We start from the raw sequence: 17067 nt of genomic DNA, 5'->3' as shown, positions 1-17067 counted from the left end.
AGGGCCGGCCGCCGTGCGAACGGGGCCCCCTCCCGGTACGGATCCCCCAGGTCCGTACCGAGTGAGGGCCCCTGGGGACGCTCGGGTGGCCAGCCGTTACGGGGCCACCTTCAGCAGCTTGTTCGCCGTGCCCGCCGACGGGTTGGTGACCGCCCCGGACGTGGCCGCCCCGGTCAGCGCCGTGGCCGCCTCGGCCGGCGTCGCGGACGGGTGTGCGCCCAGGTAGACGGCCGCGGCTCCGGCCACGTGCGGGGCCGCCATCGAGGTGCCGGAGATGGTCTTCGTCCCGGTGTCACTGTCGTTCCAGGTGGACGTGATGTCCGAGCCCGGCGCGTACAGGTCCACCACGGAGCCGAAGTTGGAGAACGAGGACTGCGCGTCGTCGATCGTGCTCGATGCCACCGTGAGGGCCTCGGTCACCCGGGAGGGCGAGCCCTGACCGGCGTCGGACGACTCGTTGCCCGCCGCCACGGCGAAGGTGACGCCCGAGGTGATGGCCCGGCGCACCGCCTCGTCGAGGGCCTCGTCGACCCCGCCGCCCAGGCTCATGTTGGCGACCGAGGGCCCCGAGTGGTTCTGCGTGACCCAGTCGATCCCGGCGACCACCTGCTCGGTGGTGCCGGAGCCGTTGTCGTCCAGCACCCGCACCGCGACGACCTTCGCCTTCTTGGCGACGCCGTGCGCGGTCCCCGCGATGGTGCCGGCCACGTGCGTGCCGTGGCCGTTGCCATCGTCGGCGCTCTCGTCGTTGTCCACCGCGTCGAAGCCCGACGTCGCACGGCCGCCGAAGTCCTCGTGGGTGGTGCGCACACCGGTGTCGATGACGTACGCGGTCACGCCCTCGCCGCCGCCGTCGGGGTAGTTGTACTTCTTGTCGCCCGCCTGCGCGGTCTGGTCGATCCGGTCCAGACCCCAGGAGGGCGGGTTGGGCTGGGTGGCGTTGATGGTGAACTTCTTGTTCTGCACGACCTTGCCGACGGCCGGGTCCGCGGCGAGCCGCTTCGCCTCGGTCTCGCTCAGTCCCGAGGCCGAAAAGCCGTTGACCCCGGAGCCGTAGGAGCGCTTCAGCTCGCCCCCGTACTTGCGGGCGAGCTGTTCCTTGTTCGCGGATGCGTCGAGTATGACGACGTAACTACCGCTGATCGCGCCGGGCGCACCGAGGCCGTACACGGTGCCTTCGGCCGGTGCCGCGGCCCCCGCAAAGGGGGTGGCGAGCAGGGTCACGGCTGCTGCCGCGGCCGCTCCCGTGCCGACTGCCGCGTACCGAAATCGGCGCGAGCGCTTGTGAGTTGCCATCTGAAGGGTTCTCCTCGTGTTGACGTGTGGGGCGTCAGACCTTCTGGAGAACCCTGTTCCGATTGACAGGCGCAAATCAAGAACGCTTTGGGGTTATGGGGTTATTCAACAAGGTTTCTTAAAGGGTCCCCCGCACCGCCTTCACCTCGTACACGGGTTCATACGAACTCCCGCACGATTCCCACACGTTCAGGGACGACCAGCCGCGTACCCCTTCAACTCCCGCCGTGCCAGAGATCGCTGATGCACCTCGTCCGGCCCGTCGGCCAGTCGCAGGGTCCGCGCGGCCGCCCACAGCTCGGCCAGCGGGAAGTCCTGGCTCACCCCGCCCGCACCGTGCAGCTGCACCGCGTCGTCGAGGATCCGCACCACCGCCCGCGGGGTCGCGATCTTGATGGCCTGGATCTCGGTGTGGGCTCCCCGGTTGCCGGCCGTGTCCATCAGCCAGGCCGTCTTCAGCACCAGCAGCCGCAGCTGCTCCACCGTCACCCGGGCGTCCGCGATCCAGTTCTGCACGACGCCCTGGGCGGCCAGCGGCTTGCCGAAGGCCGTACGTTCCACCGCGCGCCGGCACATGAGCTCGATGGCCCGCTCGGCCATCCCGATCAGCCGCATGCAGTGGTGGATGCGGCCCGGTCCGAGCCGGGCCTGGGCGATGGCGAAGCCGGTGCCCTCCTCGCCGATCAGGTTCGCCGCCGGGACCCGGGCCCCGTCGAAGACCACCTCGGCGTGGCCGCCGTGGTCGTGGTCCTCGTACCCGTACACCGTCATCGCCCGGCGCACCTCGACACCCGGGGCGTCGCGCGGCACCAGGATCATCGACTGCTGGCGGCGCGGATCGGCGCCCTCCGGGTCGGTCTTGCCCATCACGATGAAGATCCTGCAATCCGGGTTCATCGCCCCGGAGATGAACCACTTGCGGCCGGTGACCACGTACTCGTCACCGTCGCGCTCGATCCGCGTCTCGACGTTCGTCGCGTCCGAGGAGGCCACCTCGGGCTCGGTCATCGCGAAGGCGGACCGGATCTCGCCGGCCAGCAGCGGCTCCAGCCACTGCTTCTTCTGCTCCTCGCTGCCGAACTGGGCGAGCAGCTCCATGTTCCCGGTGTCGGGGGCCGCGCAGTTGGTGGCCATCGGCGCCAGGTGCGGGCTGCGGCCGGTGATCTCGGCGAGCGGCGCGTACTGGAGGTTGGTCAGCCCCGCCCCGCACGCACCGTCCGGCAGGCCGTGCTGGTCCACGAAGAAGAGGTTCCACAGCCCCTGACGGCGCGCCTCGGCCTTCAGCTCACCGAAGACGGCCGGGGTGTCCCAGGGCGAGGCCAGCCGTGCGCGCTGCTCGGCGGCGACGGGCTCCGCCGGGTAGACGTACTCCTCCATGAACGCGAGCAGCCGCTCGCGGAGTTCCTCGGTCCGGGCGTCGAATGCGAAATCCATGGTGAGTGCCTCAGCCTTCCTGGAGGTCCTGGAGAGTGGTCAGTCCGTGTTCGATGAAGACCGGGACCAGCTCGCCGATCCGGTCGAAACCCGCCCCGACGGTCTGCCCCAGCGTGTAGCGGTAGTGGATGCCTTCGAGGATCACGGCGAGCTTGAACCAGGCGAAGGCCGTGTACCAGGCGATGGCCCCCGTGTCCCGGCCCGAACGGGCGGCGTAGCGCTCGACGAGCTCGGCCGGCGCCGGATGGCCCGGCGCGCCGCTCGTCGTACTGACCGGGGAACCGGTCAGGCCCAGGTCCGAGCTGTACATCACGAGCAGCCCGAGGTCGGTCAGCGGATCCCCGAGCGTGGACATCTCCCAGTCCAGCACCGCCCGGATGGAGTCGTCCGGGCCGCCGATCAGGACGTTGTCCAGCCGGAAGTCCCCGTGCACCACGGTCGGGGCGGGGGAGGCGGGCAGCCTGCGCCCGAGCGCGCCGTGCAGCTCGTCGATCCCGGCGAGCTCCCGCCCCCGGGAGGCCGCGAGCTGCTTGCCCCAGCGGCGCAGCTGCCGGTCGAGGAAGCCGTCGGGCCGGCCGAAGTCACCCAGGCCCACCGCCTCCGGGTCCACGGCGTGCAGCTCGACCAGGGTGTCCACCAGGCCCAGCACGGCACGCCGGGTGCGCTCCGGGCCGATCGCGGCGAGCTGCTCGGCCGTCCGGTACGGCACCCCGTCCACGTACTCCATGACGTAGAACGGCGCCCCGAGAACGGCCTCGTCCTCGCACAGGAGCAGCGGCTCGGGCACCGGCACGGCCGTGCCGTGCAGCGCCTCGATCACCCGGTGCTCGCGCCGCATGTCGTGCGCGGTGGCCAGTACGTGGCCCAGCGGCGGCCGGCGGACCACCCAGCGGGCGGTCCCGTCCGTGACCTCGTACGTCAGGTTCGACCGGCCGCCCTCGATCAGCCGGCCGCGCAGCGCACCGGCCACGAGTCCCGGCCGGGCCCGGTCGAGATGACCGCGCAGTCGCTCCAGATCCAGGCCGCGCGGGTCGGCCGGGGCTGAGGTCATGGTGCGCACCTCCGTGCGAGTCGAGGAATGCAGGAGCGACGGTGCGTCGGAGCGCCGTCGCACCGCCCATCATGCCGACCAGTCGGTATGTCGTCCAGGGCGCGGGCGGAAGGAAAACGTTCCGCCCGGCCCCTCAGGCGTGACAGAGGATGGGCGTGCCGCCGTTCATCACCGTCATATCGGTCAGGACCGCCAGGATGTCCAGGGGCGCGCCCTCCGGCTCCCCGGCCAGTTCCGCGTACGCCCGGTGCACGTTCGCCACCAGCCGCTCGCTCTCCCGCCAGGCGGCGAACTCGCCGAGATCGGCCTGCCGGGCCACCTCGAGCGGGGTCAGCCCCTTCGCGCGCCCCTCCCGGGCGAGCTCGGACACGTACCGCAGATAGCGCTCGGTGGAGTCGTAGGCCGAGGGGTCGGTCAGGGGCCCGTGGCCCGGTACGACGGTCTCCGCGTCCAGCGAGCGCAGCAGCTCCAGCGCCCGCAGCGATCCGGCGAGGGACCCCATCGCGAGGAACGGCGTCCCCCCGGCGAAGATCAGGTCGCCGGTGAGGACCACCCGCTGCGCGGGTAGCCACACGACCGAGTCCCCGGTGGTGTGCGCGACGCCCGGGTGGATGACCTGCACCTCCGTCTCGCCGACGTGCACGGTCGCCCGGTCGCTGTAGGTGAGGTCCGGCGGGACGATGCCGATCGCGCCGAAGTCCGTGGCGGGCCAGATCATCTCCAGCTGGTGTCCGGCGGCGAGCTGCTCGGACCGTGCGTTGTCGTGGCCGAGGATCAGCGCCTCGGGGGCGAAGACGCCGTTGCCGTACGTGTGGTCGCCGTGGTGGTGGGTGTTGACCACGGTGCGGGGGAGCGGCGCCCCGGCCGCCGCGATCGCCTCGCGCAGGGCCAGGGCCCGCCGCTCGGTGGCGGCGGTGTCCACGAGGAGGGTCCGGCCCCCGTCGGTGACGAATCCGGCGTTGTTGAGGCACCAGCCGCCGTCCGGCTGGACGTAGGCGTGCACCCCCGGCGCCGGCTGGACGAGGTACGGCTCTTCGGCGGACATCTGCGCTCTCCCCGGGTCGCTGTGACGGATGGTCGGCATCCTGTCAGCCGTCCCGGACCCGGGGGGAGGGCGGGTCGGCCGGTGGTCGTCGGCGGGCGCAAGCGGGCGCCGGCCGGAGCCGGCGGACGTCGGTGGCCGTCAGTGGCCGTCAGTGGACGTCAGTGGCCGTCAGTGGTCGTCGTAGTGTCCGTCGTGCGCCGCGTGCCGGTGCCCGTCGTGCAGGTAGTCCACGTGGTCGCCGTGCCGGACCGCTTCGTGCCCGCAGTCCGCGCCGTGCGCGTGCGTGTGTCCGTCGTGGGTGCTGTGCCCGCTGGGCTCGCACTCGTCCCAGTGCCCCGAGTGCTCCCGGTGCAGATGGCCGTCGTGCGCGTAGTCGACGTGGTCGCCGTGCGGGACCGCCTGGTGCCCGCAGTCCGCGCCGTGCGTGTGCTGGTGCGTGGGGTGTTCGTGGTGCAGGGTCGTCATGGCGCCGAGGTTAGTGGGGATTGTCGGGTATCGCCCGTTGTGTCGCGATGGCGCGGCGAAGCGCGATCATCACACCGGCGGCCCGGGCCGTGGGCTCGGGCCAGGGGCCGCATCAAGGGCCCGCATCAGGGGCCCCGGCCGACCGTTCAGACGATCACCGTCATCGCCAACAGCGCCAGCGTCACCGTGCACGCCACCACCGCCAGGGCCGCCCGCGGTGCCAGCACCCGCGGCCGGGCCACCGCCAGTGCCCGGATCCGCCGATGGGCCACCCACAGGAACGCCAGCCAGATCACCGCGATGGCCGCCACCCCGGCCAGCTCCACGGTCGCGCCGGACCCGCGCAGCACCTGCCGCAGCGCCAGCACCGCCACCACCGAGGAGGCCAGCGTCGTACGCCGCCACGCGAGCCGGGTCCGCTCGGGCTGCAGCCCGGCGTCGCGGTCCGGGCGGCCCGCGACGCTCATCGTCCCGTCGTCCAGCCGAGCAGCACGACCACCACCATGGCCACCGCCACCAGGCCCACGCCCAGGCTCAGCACCACCGGGAACCGCGACAGCGGCAGGTCCTCGCCCCGCCGCATGGCCCGCTCGCACCGCACCCAGTGGTTCACCGCCCGCAGCGCACAGGCCGCGCCCACCGCCAGCAGCGCGAAGGCCATCCCGACCCGCACCCCCCAGCGCAGGTCGGGCAGGAACTGGTCGACGGCGAAGCCGCCGCCGACCAGGGCCAGTGCGGTCCGGATCCAGGCGAGGAAGGTCCGTTCGTTGGCCAGCGAGAAGCGGTAGTCGGGGGTCTCGCCCTCGTCCCTCAGCCGCGAGGGTGCGAACCAGAGGCGCACGTCCTTGACGAAGTCGATCACCCGACAAATCTACAAGCGCGGCTCCCGATGCGCGCGCAGCCGCCGGTAGGCCTCCAGCCCGTCCGGCACCCAGGCCCAATCGCCGTCGTCCACCCGCCGGTCCAGCTCCTCCTGGGTGAGGTAGGTGTGCCAGTCGACCTCGGACACCTGCGGGGCGACCGGCAGCTCGCACCGCACCTCGTGCACGTACGACCACCAGGCCCCGCCCGGACCCTCGTACAGGAACTTGAACAGGGGCGTCGGCTGCGCCAGCCCCCGCACCCCCAGCTCCTCCTCGGCCTCGCGCAGTGCGGCCTCGGCGTAGCCCTCGCCGGCGCCCAGCACCCCGCCCACGAACATGTCGTAGTACGAGGGGAAGACCAGCTTCGAGGCGGTCCGCCGGTGCACGAAGATCCGCCCCTGCGGGTCCCTGGCCTGGACGAACACGCAGCGGTGGATCAGCCCCCGCGCGTACACCTCGCCCCGCGGGGCCTGCCCCGTCACCCGGTCGTCCCGGTCCACCACGTCCAGTACTTCATCAGCGGCACTCACACAGGTCATCCAACCACCGCTGTTGACTGGTTACCGCTCCGTAGCCAAGGATCTGCCCCACCATCGACGGAGGACGGGTAACCGCATGACGTACGACGCAGACGTGATCGTGATCGGAGCCGGGCTCGCGGGGCTCGTGGCCACCGCCGAGCTCGTCGACGCGGGCCGCAAGGTCATCCTGCTCGACCAGGAGCCCGAGCAGTCGATCGGCGGCCAGGCCCACTGGTCCTTCGGCGGGCTGTTCTTCGTGGACTCGCCCGAACAGCGCCGGATGCGGATCAAGGACAGTCACGCCCTCGCCCTCCAGGACTGGCTGGGCACCGCCGGATTCGACCGCGAGGAGGACGCCTGGCCGCGCCGCTGGGCCGAGGCCTACGTCGACTTCGCGGCCGGCGAGAAGCGATCCTGGCTGCACGCGCAGGGCGTCCGCTTCTTCCCGGTGGTCGGCTGGGCGGAGCGCGGCGGCTATGACGCCAACGGACACGGGAACTCCGTCCCCCGCTTCCACATCACCTGGGGCACCGGCCCCGGCCTGGTGGAGCCCTTCGAGCGGCGGGTCCGGGCCGGCGCCGCCCGCGGCCTGGTCCGCTTCGCGTTCCGCCACCGCGTCACCGGGCTGTCCGGCACGGCCGGCGCGGTGGACACCGTCACGGGCGAGATCCTGGAGCCCTCCGACGCCGTACGGGGCTCCGCCAGCAGCCGCGAGGCCGCCGGGACCTTCTCCCTGCGGGCCCAGGCCGTGATCGTCACCAGCGGCGGCATCGGCGGCAACCACGACCTCGTGCGCGCGCAGTGGCCCGACCGGCTGGGCACCCCGCCGCAGCGGATGCTCTCCGGGGTCCCGGCCCACGTGGACGGTCTGATGCTCGGCATCGCCGAGCGGGCGGGCGCCAGCCACATCAACAAGGACCGGATGTGGCACTACACCGAGGGCATCCAGAACTGGGACCCGATCTGGGCCCGGCACGGCATCCGCATCCTGCCCGGCCCCTCCCCGCTGTGGCTGGACGCGACGGGCAAGCGGCTGCCCGTGCCGCTCTTCCCCGGCTTCGACACCCTCGGCACCCTCGACCACATCATGAAGACCGGCCACGACCACACCTGGTTCGTGCTCAACCAGCGCATCATCGGCAAGGAGTTCGCCCTCTCCGGCTCCGAGCAGAACCCGGACCTCACCGGCAAGTCGATCCGTGACGTCTTCACCCGCGCGCGCCAGGCCGTACCCGGCCCGGTCAAGGCCTTCATGGACAACGGGGCCGACTTCGTCGTCGAGCGGGACCTGTCCGCCCTGGTCCGCGGGATGAACGCGGTCACCAAGGAGGACCTGCTCGACGAGGCCGCCGTGCGGGGCGAGATCGTGGCACGCGACCGGGAGATCGCCAACCCCTTCACCAAGGACCTTCAGGTGACGGCCATCCACGGCGCCCGCAGGTACCTTGGCGACAAGCTGATCCGTACGGCCGCCCCGCACCGGATCCTGGACCCCAAGGCGGGACCGCTGATCGCGGTACGGCTCTCGATCCTGACCCGCAAGTCCCTGGGCGGCCTGGAGACCGACCTGTCCTCGCGCGTCCTGACCGCGGCCGGCGAGCCGCTGCCGGGCGTCTACGCGGCCGGCGAGGCGGCCGGATTCGGCGGCGGCGGGGTGCACGGCTACCGGGCCCTGGAGGGCACCTTCCTCGGCGGGTGCATCTTCTCGGGCCGGGCGGCGGGCCGCGCCGCCGCTGCGGCCGTCGGCTGACGGGTGCCCCGGGGCCTGACGGGTGCCCCGGGGCCTGACGGAGGCCGTCAGACCAGCCGTTCGGTGACCCGGAAGCGCTCCGCGACGACGAGGGTGTCGTCGTCGACCGTGAACCCCGGGTCACCGATCGCCCCGCGCACCGGGTCGCTGTGCCAGAACTCCTCGTGTGCCGTACGCCATTCGGCCACCGATGTGAATCCCTCACCCTCGTCGAGCGCATGCGGCAGCCCGACGTCCCCCAGTCGCAGCACCTCCACGGAGGTCACCTCCACCACCGCCACCCCGCGCTCCCCGGAGTCGACCAGCAGCGAGCGGGCACCCGGCTCCGGCAGCGGCTCCTCCTCGGCCTCGTACTCCGCGAGCAGGCCGGTGGTGCTGGTCTTGGCCCCGCTCAGCACGGCCGCGACGAGCTGGTCGCGCAGCGGACCGGGGAACCCCAGCAGGTACGGGGGAAGATCATCACAAGCAGTCATGCGGTCACCCTACGAGACCGCACGGACGCCCCAGAACCGGCCAGTCCATCCCAACTCGCACCACCGTCACAGCAGTTGAAACCCGCCACGCAGTGGACTGGACCTTGACGCGGAGCTGGGCCTACCGCTTTGCTGTGCGTGATCACCGGCGCGCTCACCGTCGCGATCCCCCGACCCGCCCCACCCACCCGGCCGATTTTCTCGCATGCGCCCTGTGCGCGGGAACCGGCCACCGCTGACCCTCGTCCACCCGTGTCCTGGAGGGAAACCCGCGGATGTCCCCGCCTCCGCCGCCCCTCGGCCGCGCCCGCAAGCGGGACGCCCAGCTCTTCGACCCGGCCCTCTGCGACGCCGAACTCGTCGACGTGCGTTCCCAGTTCACCCAGGGCCGGTGGGCCCGGGCCCGCGCCCTCCTCGTCGGCACCGGCGACGACTGGGACCGCCGCGGTCACCGGGTCGTCGTCCTCGCGCAGACCCCGGCCGCCGGCGCCTGGGCCCGCGAGTGGCTGCTCGCCGAACCGGAGAGCGCCGACGCCGCCACCCTCCTCGCCTGCGCCGCCGTTTTCACCGCCCTGCGCCAGAAGGGCACCCCGGCCGCGGCCGAGGAGGCCTGCCGCCGGGCCGCCGTCCTGCTCCCGGCCGACCCCACTCCCTGGCTCGGGCTGCTGCTCCTCTCCCGCACGTTCGGCAGCGAGGAGGAATTCAGCCGCCACTTCGACCAGGTCCGGGCCCGCCACCGCGAGCACCACCACGCCCATCACCTGATGGTCGCGAAACTGGCCGAACGCGCCCTCGCCCTGGGCCAGGACCCGCTCCACGAGGTCTACGACTTCGCGTCCTGGGCCGCCGAGGAGTCCCCGGCCGACTCCCCGCTCGCCGTCCTGCCCGTCGTCGCGCACGCCGAGCGCTACCGGGTCCTCGCCGCCAGGAACGGCCACTCGCCCGAGGCGGCCGCCGCCCACTGGGCCGGCCGCCGGGCCCGCCAGGTGCTGCGCTCCGCCTTCGACTGGTGGCTGGAGTGGGAGCGCGACGACCACCCCCGCAACCGGGTCGACCTCAACTTCCTGGCCCACGCCAAACTCTGCGAGGGCCGTCCCGCCGAGGCCGCCGCCCTCTTCCACCGCATCGGCAGCCACGCCACCCGCGCCCCCTGGTCCTATCCGGACCGGGACCCGCAGAAGGCCTTCCTCGCCGCCCGCGGCGTCGCACTCGGCACCGCCTGACCGCCCGGCAGCGACGCCCCATCGAAGCTCACCTCCGCCCCCCCCGAAGTCCCGGTAGCTCCCAGAACCACCGCGCCCCCGAACCCCCGAGCCCCGAACGAACCGTGCCCCCCGAAAGGACGCCGCCATGCCGACGGGCAGATCCTCCACGCTTCAAGACCCGGCCGAAATCCGTACGTACAAGGGCCAGGACCGGGCCCTGCGCGCCGACCGCCTCGGCACCGCAGGCCTGCTCCTGTCGGTCCTCGCCGCCAGCGCGCCCCTGATGGTCGTCGCCGGTGTCATGCCCACGACCTTCGGGGTCATGGGCATCGTCGGCCAGCCCCTGCTCTTCGTCATCCTCGGCGCCGTCCTCGCGCTCTTCAGCGTCGGCTACGCCGAGATGAGCCGCCACGTCCACAACGCCGGCGCCTTCTACGCCTACATAGCCCGCGGCCTCGGCCCCACCGCCGGCGCGGCCGCCTCCCTCGTCGCCCTCGTCGCGTACAGCGCCATGCAGGTCGGCGTCTTCGGCATCCTCGGCTTCGAGATGTCGGGCATCTTCGCCACCTACCTCGACATCGAACTGGCCTGGTGGATACCGGCCCTGCTCGCCGTCGCCGCCACCGGCGCACTCGGCTGGCTCAAGATCGACCTCAACGCCAAGGTCCTCGGGGTCCTCCTCCTCGTCGAATGCGTCCTCGTCGTCGTCTTCGACGTCGCCGCCATCGCCGAGCCGGCCGCCGAAGGCCTCTCGCTCCACGCCTTCAACCCCGAGACCCTCGGCGGAGCCGGCTTCGGCACCGCCCTGTGCTTCTGCATCGCCGCCTTCGTCGGCTTCGAGCAGTCCCCGGTCTACGCCGAGGAGACCAGCAAGCCGCACATCGTCGTCTCCCGTGTGATGTTCCTCGCCGTCGGATTCGTCGCCCTCTTCTTCGCCGTCAGCGCCTGGGCCCTCACCGTCGCCACCGGCCCCTCCGAGGTGGTCAAGACCGCCGGCGAAGCCGGCCCCACCCTGCTCTTCCAGCTCACCGAGGCCCGCCTCGGCACCACCTTCACCGACGTCCTGCACGTCCTCTTCGTGACCGGCATGTTCGCGGCCATGCTCAGCTTCCACAACGTGGTCGCCCGCTACGCCTTCGCCATGGGCCGCGAGGGCCTGCTCCCGGCCGCCTTCGGCCGGACCAACGCCGGCACCGGCGCCCCCGCCACCGGCTCCCTGCTGCAGACCGGCGTCGCCGCCCTCGTCGTGATCGCCTTCGCGCTCTCCGAGGACAAGGCCCCTGCCGACCCCTCCCTCAAGGTGCAGCTGCCCGACCCCACCACCCCCGTGCTCCACCTGTTCACGTGGATGGGCAGTGTCGGCGCCCTCGGTGTGACCCTGCTCATGGCCGCCGCCTCCTTCGCCGTCATCGCCTTCTTCGTCCGCCGCGGCACCGCCGGCGCCCAGGTCTGGCGGCTCGTCGCGGCCGGCACCGCCGGTCTCGCCCTGCTCGCCATCGCCGTCTACACGGTCAAGGACTTCGGCGTCCTGGTCGGCGCCGAGAAGGGCTCCGCGCTCAGCTGGGTGCTGCCCGGCATCATCGGCGCCGCCGTCGTGATCGGCCTGGTCTACGGAGCCGTGCTGCGCCGCAGCCGCCCCGAGGTGCACGCCCGTATCGGCCTCGGGAACGAGGCCTTCCGCCTCGACCAGGCGGCAGAGGGCACCCCTGGCGACTGACCTCGCTTTCCGCCCCCCACGAAGCCCCCGACACCCGTTTCCATGGTCGTCGGGGGCTTCGGCGTTCAGGGGGTGCTTTTGGAGGGGAGCGGAGCCTCATGGTCTCCTGTTGCGACCAAACCACCCGGATCGCAGCACAGGGGACACCACCCAGCTCCCCTGCGCGGCGGTCGGGGCCTGCCTTGTCCCACCCACGAAGGCGAAGTCCTACATGAGTGACCTGAGTGACCGCACCTTGACCGAGGCCCCCGCCCCGGCGCCGACCCGCCATGTCGACGCCGGTGACGAGGGCTACAGCAAGGACCTCAAGTCCCGCCACATCAACATGATCGCGATCGGCGGGGCGATAGGCACCGGCCTGTTCCTCGGAGCCGGCGGCCGCCTCGCCGGCGCAGGGCCCTCCCTCGCGATCGCCTACGCGGTGTGCGGAGTCTTCGCCTTCTTCGTCGTCCGGGCGCTCGGCGAGCTCGTCCTCTACCGCCCGTCCTCCGGCGCCTTCGTCTCCTACGCCCGCGAGTTCATGGGTGAGAAGGGGGCCTACACGGCAGGCTGGCTGTACTTCCTGAACTGGTCCACGACCACCGTCGCCGACATCACGGCCGCCGCGACCTACGCCCACTTCTGGTCGCTGTTCACCGACGTCCCCCAGTGGATCCTCGCCTTCATCGCCCTCGCCATCGTGCTCACCGCCAACCTGATCTCGGTGAAGTACTTCGGCGAGATGGAGTTCTGGTTCTCCCTCGTCAAGGTCGCCGCCCTCGTCGTCTTCCTGATCGTCGGCATCTGGCTCGTCGCCACCAGCCACGACCTCGGCGGCAGCACCCCGGGCCTGGCCAACATCACCGACAACGGCGGCATCTTCCCCTCCGGCGTCCTCCCGATGCTCCTGGTGATCCAGGGCGTGGTCTTCGCGTACGCCTCCGTCGAGCTCTGCGGAGTCGCCGCCGGCGAGACCGAGAACCCCGAGAAGATCATGCCGAAGGCGATCAACTCGATCATGTGGCGCGTGGGCCTCTTCTACGTCGGCTCGGTCGTCCTCCTCGCCCTCCTCCTGCCCTACACCGCCTACACCTCCGGCCAGAGCCCCTTCGTCACCGTCTTCGACAAGCTCGGCGTCCCCGGCGCCGCGGGGATCATGAACCTCGTCGTCCTGACGGCAGCCCTCTCCAGCCTGAACTCCGGCCTCTACTCCACCGGCCGCATCCTGCGGTCGATGTCCCTGTCCGGCTCCGCCCCGAAGTTCACCGGCGTCATGAACAAGGGCAAGGTCCCCTACGGCGGCGTCCTGTTCACCGCCGCCTTCGGCGTCGCAGGCGTCGGCCTGAACTACTTCATGCCCGCGGACGCCTTCGAGATCGTCCTCAACTTCGCCTCGCTCGGCATCCTCGGCACCTGGGGCATGGTCATGCTCTGCTCCCTCTTCTTCTGGCGCCGCGCCCAGCAGGGCATGGTCGAGCGCCCGTCCTACCGTCTGCCCTGGGCCCCGTACACCCAGCTCGTGACCCTCGCCTTCCTCCTCACGGTCCTGGTCCTGATGTGGTGCGACGGCGGAGTCGGCCGCACCACGGTCCTGTTCGTCCCGGTCATCGGCGCCGCCCTGGTCGGCGGCTGGTACCTGGTCCGCGGCCGCGTGGCCGAGATCGCCGCCGCCCGCCGCTGATCCCCGCGCCGCCACGAGGCCCCCGCACCGGACCCCCGTCCGGGCGGGGGCCTCGAACCGTACGGCCCCCGGGCCTCCTTGACACCCCCGTACCGGGTGATCAGGCTGAGCCGCATGGAGTCACTACGGAAGGGGACCCATGCCACCCGCCGGCCCACCCCCTGACCCGGGCCCGGCCGCGCCCGACCCGGCACAACCGGCACCGCCCGCACCGCCCTTCGACCCGTACATCTCCCGCAACGGCACCCGGCTGACCACCGTGTACGCCACCTCCTGGACCTACGCCCCCGACCTCGCGAACGACGGCGACGACGAGATCACCTCGCTGCGCCCCTCCGCACTGCTCAACCTGGGGCGCCTCGCCGCCGCGTACGACCGGCACGCCGACCAACTGCCCCGGGTGCTGCACCGCGAGCGACTGGACCCGGCCGCCTTCGCGGCCCGCCGCTGGGATGCCACCGGCCGCGCCGCACCCACGGCCGCCACGCTCTGGCAGTTCACGGCCCCCTCCGGGCAGATCCTGCTCGCCCTCACCCTCGACCTCGACGCGCCCCTCCTGGACTGCATCCCGCTCCTGGAGGACCTGTACTACGCCGAGGTCACCTTCGGCGGCGCCGACCCCGAACAGCTGGCCGCCGTACGGATCGGCACCGTGCCCGCGGGACTGCTCCCCGAACGGCACCAGATCGTCTTCCGGGCCTCGCCCACCGCCGCCGACGTCCCCTCCGCCGACACCGCCCAGCGCATCATCTACCGCGCGGACCTGCCCGTACGCCCCGAACTCGGCTCCCTGCAGGCCCCCGACGAACTCAACCGCCGACCCACCACCTTCGGCGCCCTCGGCCCCTACGTCAGCCTGCTGACAGGCCACCAGGACTACGTGGAGAACGCGGCCTTCCTCTCCGCCGTCCAAGCCGTCGCCTCCGCCGCCCGGCTGCGCGAGATCCGCGTGCTGGCCGAGACGTACGTACGCCGCTTCCGCACCCGCGCCGACGGCGAGGCCCGCCTCCACGAGCGGCGCACCCTCCTGGAACGCATCACCCACGCCCAGGGATACCTGGAGCTGGAACTCGGCTACAGCGTCGAGATCCCCGCCGACCTGGCGACCCTCATCCCCTCGCTGCGCCCCTCCGCCTTCCACGCCACCCTCTACGAGGCCATGGGCCTCACCGAACGCGCCGCGGCCGTCAGCCAGACCCTCCAGCGCCTGGGCAACGCCACCACCGCCGAGCTGACCTCCGTGGGCTCGGCCGAGCAGCGCACGGCCGAGCGGCGCCGGGTACGGACGGTGGCCGCCGTCACCTTCGTCACCACCGTGACGGCGACCCTGGGCCTGCTCTTCACCTTCCTCGGCATCAACGCCACCGAGGTCGACGAGCGGCGTTCGATGTTCGACCTCGCCTATGCCCCCGTGTACGCCGTCATCGTCGTCGTCCTCGTCTTCGGCTTCCTGCTGTACGCCGTCCTCCAGGCCCTCGACCGGGCCGCCCTGCGCCGCAGCCACGCGGTGCAGACCCCGACCTGGCACGGCACGCACCGGCTGCTCGCCAGCGAACTCGGTACGGCCCTGCTCGACGGGCACCCCGCCCGCGTCCCGGAGCCGCGCAATCTGCCGACCACCGACCGCACACAAGCCCCTCCCGCACCGCCCGTCGCCTGACGTCAGGCCCGTCGTCCGACGGTGCGGGCTGCGAGGACGGTGACGTCGTCCTCGGCGTCGTGGATCCGCAGCGCCTCCAGGACGGTGTCGATGACCTCGGTCAGGGCCCCGTCCACGGGCAGCGGAATGCCGGTGAGGCGGCGCAGCGAGGCGTCGATGTCCTCGTCCCGGCGCTCGACCAGGCCGTCCGTGAACAGCATCAGGACGCACCCCGGCCGGAGCGCGAAGGAGGCGGCCTCGTACCGGCCGAAGCCGGTGCCCAGGGGCGGACCGACCGGCACCGGCGCCAGGAACGGGCCTTCCCCGCGCCCGATGACCATCGGCGGCAGGTGCCCGGCGCTCGCGTGCACGCAGGTCCCGGCGGCCCGGTCGACCAGGACGAGCAGGCAGGTCGCGACCCGGTCCAGACCGCCCGCGAAGACGACGCGGTCCGCCTCGCGCAGGATGTCCGCCGGCGGGTGCCCGGACGCGGCCAGCGCTCGGATCAGGGAGCGGTAGTGGCTCATGGCGACCGCCGCCTCGACCCCGTGCCCCATGACGTCGCCCATCACCAGCAGGGTCCGGCCGCCGGGCAGGGCCAGGCAGTCGAACCAGTCCCCGCCCACCAGGACCCCGCTGCCGGAGGGCAGGTAGCGGGAGGCCACCTCGAGGTCGTCGTGCGGGAAGGTCGGCTCGGACAGCAGTGCCTGCTGGAGTTCGAGGGCCATTGCCTGCTCCCGGGCGAACCGCGCGGCCTTGGCGAGGCTGGTGGCCGCCCGCTCGGCCAGCGTCCGGGCCACGACGACGTCCTCGCGCCCGAAGGGCGGGGAGTCCCCGGCACGCACCAGGGTGAGCGTGCCGATCGGCCGGTCCTGGGCGATGAGCGGGACCACCACCCCCGAGTGGATGCCCGCCTCCCGGTAGGCCGCGACCCGGTCCGCGCTGGGCGCCGCCCGGCTGAAGGCCTCGTCGGAGGAGAAGTTGCCCAGCCACGGCTCGCCGCTCTCCAGACACTGCCGGACGGCCGAACCGGGCTGGTGGTCCACGTACTCCCCGGCCGCGCCGAGCGCCCGCACCCGCGCGGAGAGTTCCCGTACCGAGGTCACCGCCACCCGCCGCAGCCGCAGGGACCCGCTGTCCGGCAGCTCCTCGCCCCCGCCCTCCCGCGGGATGAGCTCCACGCTCGCGGCGTCGGCCAGTCCCGGAACCAGGAACTCGGTCAGCTCACGGCAGGTGGCGTCCACATCGAGGGTGGTGCCGACCCGCACGGCGGCGGTGTCCAGCAGGAGCAGGCGCCGGTTGGTGCGCGACAGCTCCCGCTGCCGCTCCCTCGGGGCGCTGACCTCCAGGCCGATCCCGGCCACTCCCAGCACCCGACCGTCCTCCTCCAGCCGGTGATAGGTCCCCCGCCACACCCGCGATTCGTACGGCGAGTCGGCCAGGGTGCGGCCCTCCAGGACCAGCTCCCTCGGCCGCCCGTCCCGCAGCACCTGCTGCAGCACCTCGTCGGGGCGCTCGACGTCCGGCAGCACCTCGCCCAGCGTCCGCCCCAGCAGTGCCTCGGCGGGCAGGCCGTTCATCACCGTCATGTGCGGGCCGACGTAGAGGTAGCGCAGTTCCGTGTCCAGGACCGCGATCCCCGCCCGGGCCCCGTCGACGATCTGGCGCAGCAGCCGGTACTCGCGCACCAGCCGGTCGACATCGGACGCGTCGCCCGCCAGGGCGGCGGCGATCACCTCGTCCGCGTCCTCACCGAACAGCGGTCGCGGGCCGGCACCCTCAGCCCACATCACGGGACCTCCCTCGGCCGGTCTGCCCCTCCGATGCGATCCCAACATAACAACAGAGCAGGTCAGAGCGGTATGGCGTCGCTCTGACCTGCTCTGTTGCGCCGGTCGGGACAGGCGGGCGGAAGTCTGCCGGCCGGCGTCGGGCGGGATCGGCACGC

The 17067-nt window shown here is 72.4% G+C and carries 15 protein-coding genes; 5 read left to right on the top strand and 10 right to left on the bottom strand.

Annotation, left to right across the window (positions count from 1 at the left end; translation table 11 throughout):
* Positions 1-96: 96 nt before the first annotated feature.
* The 8 genes from OG753_RS11515 to OG753_RS11480 form a co-directional block, all read right to left on the bottom strand.
* Positions 97-1296, bottom strand: coding sequence for a S8 family serine peptidase (locus OG753_RS11515; protein ID WP_327261719.1), 1200 nt, complete (start codon positions 1294-1296; stop codon positions 97-99).
* A 189-nt stretch (positions 1297-1485) separates the two neighbouring features.
* Entirely contained in the window at positions 1486-2730 is a 1245-nt protein-coding gene (locus OG753_RS11510) for an acyl-CoA dehydrogenase family protein (RefSeq protein ID WP_327261718.1), read from the bottom strand.
* A gap of 10 nt (positions 2731-2740) precedes the next feature.
* Positions 2741-3781 (bottom strand): phosphotransferase family protein, encoded by a 1041-nt coding sequence (locus OG753_RS11505; protein ID WP_327261717.1) that lies wholly within the window; start codon positions 3779-3781, stop codon positions 2741-2743.
* 133 nt (positions 3782-3914) lie between these two features.
* Positions 3915-4826, bottom strand: a complete 912-nt coding sequence (locus tag OG753_RS11500; protein WP_405788320.1) for an MBL fold metallo-hydrolase — start codon at positions 4824-4826, stop codon at positions 3915-3917.
* Positions 4827-4994: 168 nt separating this feature from the next.
* The gene (locus OG753_RS11495) at positions 4995-5291 is read right to left on the bottom strand and encodes a hypothetical protein (protein ID WP_327261715.1); all 297 of its coding nucleotides are present in this window, start codon (positions 5289-5291) and stop codon (positions 4995-4997) included.
* 146 nt (positions 5292-5437) lie between these two features.
* A complete protein-coding gene (locus OG753_RS11490) occupies positions 5438-5758 on the bottom strand; it encodes a DUF202 domain-containing protein (protein ID WP_327261714.1) in 321 nt (106 codons plus the stop codon).
* Positions 5755-6153, bottom strand: coding sequence for a DUF202 domain-containing protein (locus OG753_RS11485; RefSeq protein ID WP_327261713.1), 399 nt, complete (start codon positions 6151-6153; stop codon positions 5755-5757). Before OG753_RS11485 ends, OG753_RS11490 begins: the two co-directional genes overlap by 4 nt.
* A 9-nt stretch (positions 6154-6162) precedes the next feature.
* Entirely contained in the window at positions 6163-6693 is a 531-nt protein-coding gene (locus tag OG753_RS11480; protein ID WP_405788319.1) for an NUDIX domain-containing protein, read from the bottom strand.
* A 76-nt stretch (positions 6694-6769) separates the two neighbouring features.
* Between OG753_RS11480 and OG753_RS11475 the strand changes: the two genes are divergently transcribed.
* Positions 6770-8425, top strand: coding sequence for an FAD-binding dehydrogenase (locus OG753_RS11475; RefSeq protein WP_327261711.1), 1656 nt, complete (start codon positions 6770-6772; stop codon positions 8423-8425).
* A 47-nt stretch (positions 8426-8472) separates the two neighbouring features.
* On the opposite strand, the gene OG753_RS11470 is transcribed toward OG753_RS11475, so the two are convergent.
* A complete protein-coding gene (locus tag OG753_RS11470) occupies positions 8473-8898 on the bottom strand; it encodes an ASCH domain-containing protein (protein ID WP_327261710.1) in 426 nt (141 codons plus the stop codon).
* 275 nt (positions 8899-9173) lie between these two features.
* Between OG753_RS11470 and OG753_RS11465 the strand changes: the two genes are divergently transcribed.
* The 4 genes from OG753_RS11465 to OG753_RS11450 all read left to right on the top strand — a co-directional run bounded on the left by OG753_RS11465 (position 9174) and on the right by OG753_RS11450 (position 15140).
* Complete coding sequence (locus tag OG753_RS11465; protein WP_327261709.1) at positions 9174-10121, top strand: hypothetical protein; 948 nt, start codon at positions 9174-9176, stop codon at positions 10119-10121.
* A 127-nt stretch (positions 10122-10248) separates the two neighbouring features.
* On the top strand, positions 10249-11820 hold the full coding sequence (locus tag OG753_RS11460) for an APC family permease (protein ID WP_327261708.1): 1572 nt from the start codon (positions 10249-10251) through the stop codon (positions 11818-11820).
* Between the two features lie 220 nt (positions 11821-12040).
* Positions 12041-13480, top strand: a complete 1440-nt coding sequence (locus OG753_RS11455; RefSeq protein WP_327266699.1) for an amino acid permease — start codon at positions 12041-12043, stop codon at positions 13478-13480.
* Positions 13481-13619: 139 nt separating this feature from the next.
* The gene (locus OG753_RS11450; protein ID WP_327261707.1) at positions 13620-15140 is read left to right on the top strand and encodes a hypothetical protein; all 1521 of its coding nucleotides are present in this window, start codon (positions 13620-13622) and stop codon (positions 15138-15140) included.
* Between the two features lie 2 nt (positions 15141-15142).
* Here OG753_RS11450 and OG753_RS11445 read toward each other — a convergent pair whose 3' ends face one another.
* Positions 15143-16909, bottom strand: a complete 1767-nt coding sequence (locus OG753_RS11445) for a SpoIIE family protein phosphatase (RefSeq protein WP_327261706.1) — start codon at positions 16907-16909, stop codon at positions 15143-15145.
* Between the last annotated feature and the right edge of the window lie 158 nt (positions 16910-17067).

Origin of the sequence: Streptomyces sp. NBC_00029, from assembly GCF_045160505.1 — a bacterium.
GTDB lineage: Bacteria > Actinomycetota > Actinomycetes > Streptomycetales > Streptomycetaceae > Streptomyces.
Note: the sequence above shows the minus strand (reverse complement) of the source record. Positions and strands in the feature narration are given on the sequence as shown.

What these genes read in the sequence shown, in the direction of transcription:
- OG753_RS11495 (WP_327261715.1), bottom strand. Translation starts at nt 5,291, where the DNA reads ATGACGACCCTGCACCACGAACACCCCACGCACCAGCACACGCACGGC.
- OG753_RS11470 (WP_327261710.1), bottom strand. Translation starts at nt 8,898, where the DNA reads ATGACTGCTTGTGATGATCTTCCCCCGTACCTGCTGGGGTTCCCCGGT.
- OG753_RS11515 (WP_327261719.1), bottom strand. Translation starts at nt 1,296, where the DNA reads ATGGCAACTCACAAGCGCTCGCGCCGATTTCGGTACGCGGCAGTCGGC.
- OG753_RS11510 (WP_327261718.1), bottom strand. Translation starts at nt 2,730, where the DNA reads ATGGATTTCGCATTCGACGCCCGGACCGAGGAACTCCGCGAGCGGCTG.
- OG753_RS11445 (WP_327261706.1), bottom strand. Translation starts at nt 16,909, where the DNA reads ATGTGGGCTGAGGGTGCCGGCCCGCGACCGCTGTTCGGTGAGGACGCG.
- OG753_RS11490 (WP_327261714.1), bottom strand. Translation starts at nt 5,758, where the DNA reads ATGAGCGTCGCGGGCCGCCCGGACCGCGACGCCGGGCTGCAGCCCGAG.
- OG753_RS11475 (WP_327261711.1), top strand. Translation starts at nt 6,770, where the DNA reads ATGACGTACGACGCAGACGTGATCGTGATCGGAGCCGGGCTCGCGGGG.
- OG753_RS11500 (WP_405788320.1), bottom strand. Translation starts at nt 4,826, where the DNA reads ATGTCCGCCGAAGAGCCGTACCTCGTCCAGCCGGCGCCGGGGGTGCAC.
- OG753_RS11465 (WP_327261709.1), top strand. Translation starts at nt 9,174, where the DNA reads ATGTCCCCGCCTCCGCCGCCCCTCGGCCGCGCCCGCAAGCGGGACGCC.
- OG753_RS11450 (WP_327261707.1), top strand. Translation starts at nt 13,620, where the DNA reads ATGCCACCCGCCGGCCCACCCCCTGACCCGGGCCCGGCCGCGCCCGAC.
- OG753_RS11505 (WP_327261717.1), bottom strand. Translation starts at nt 3,781, where the DNA reads ATGACCTCAGCCCCGGCCGACCCGCGCGGCCTGGATCTGGAGCGACTG.
- OG753_RS11460 (WP_327261708.1), top strand. Translation starts at nt 10,249, where the DNA reads ATGCCGACGGGCAGATCCTCCACGCTTCAAGACCCGGCCGAAATCCGT.
- OG753_RS11480 (WP_405788319.1), bottom strand. Translation starts at nt 6,693, where the DNA reads ATGACCTGTGTGAGTGCCGCTGATGAAGTACTGGACGTGGTGGACCGG.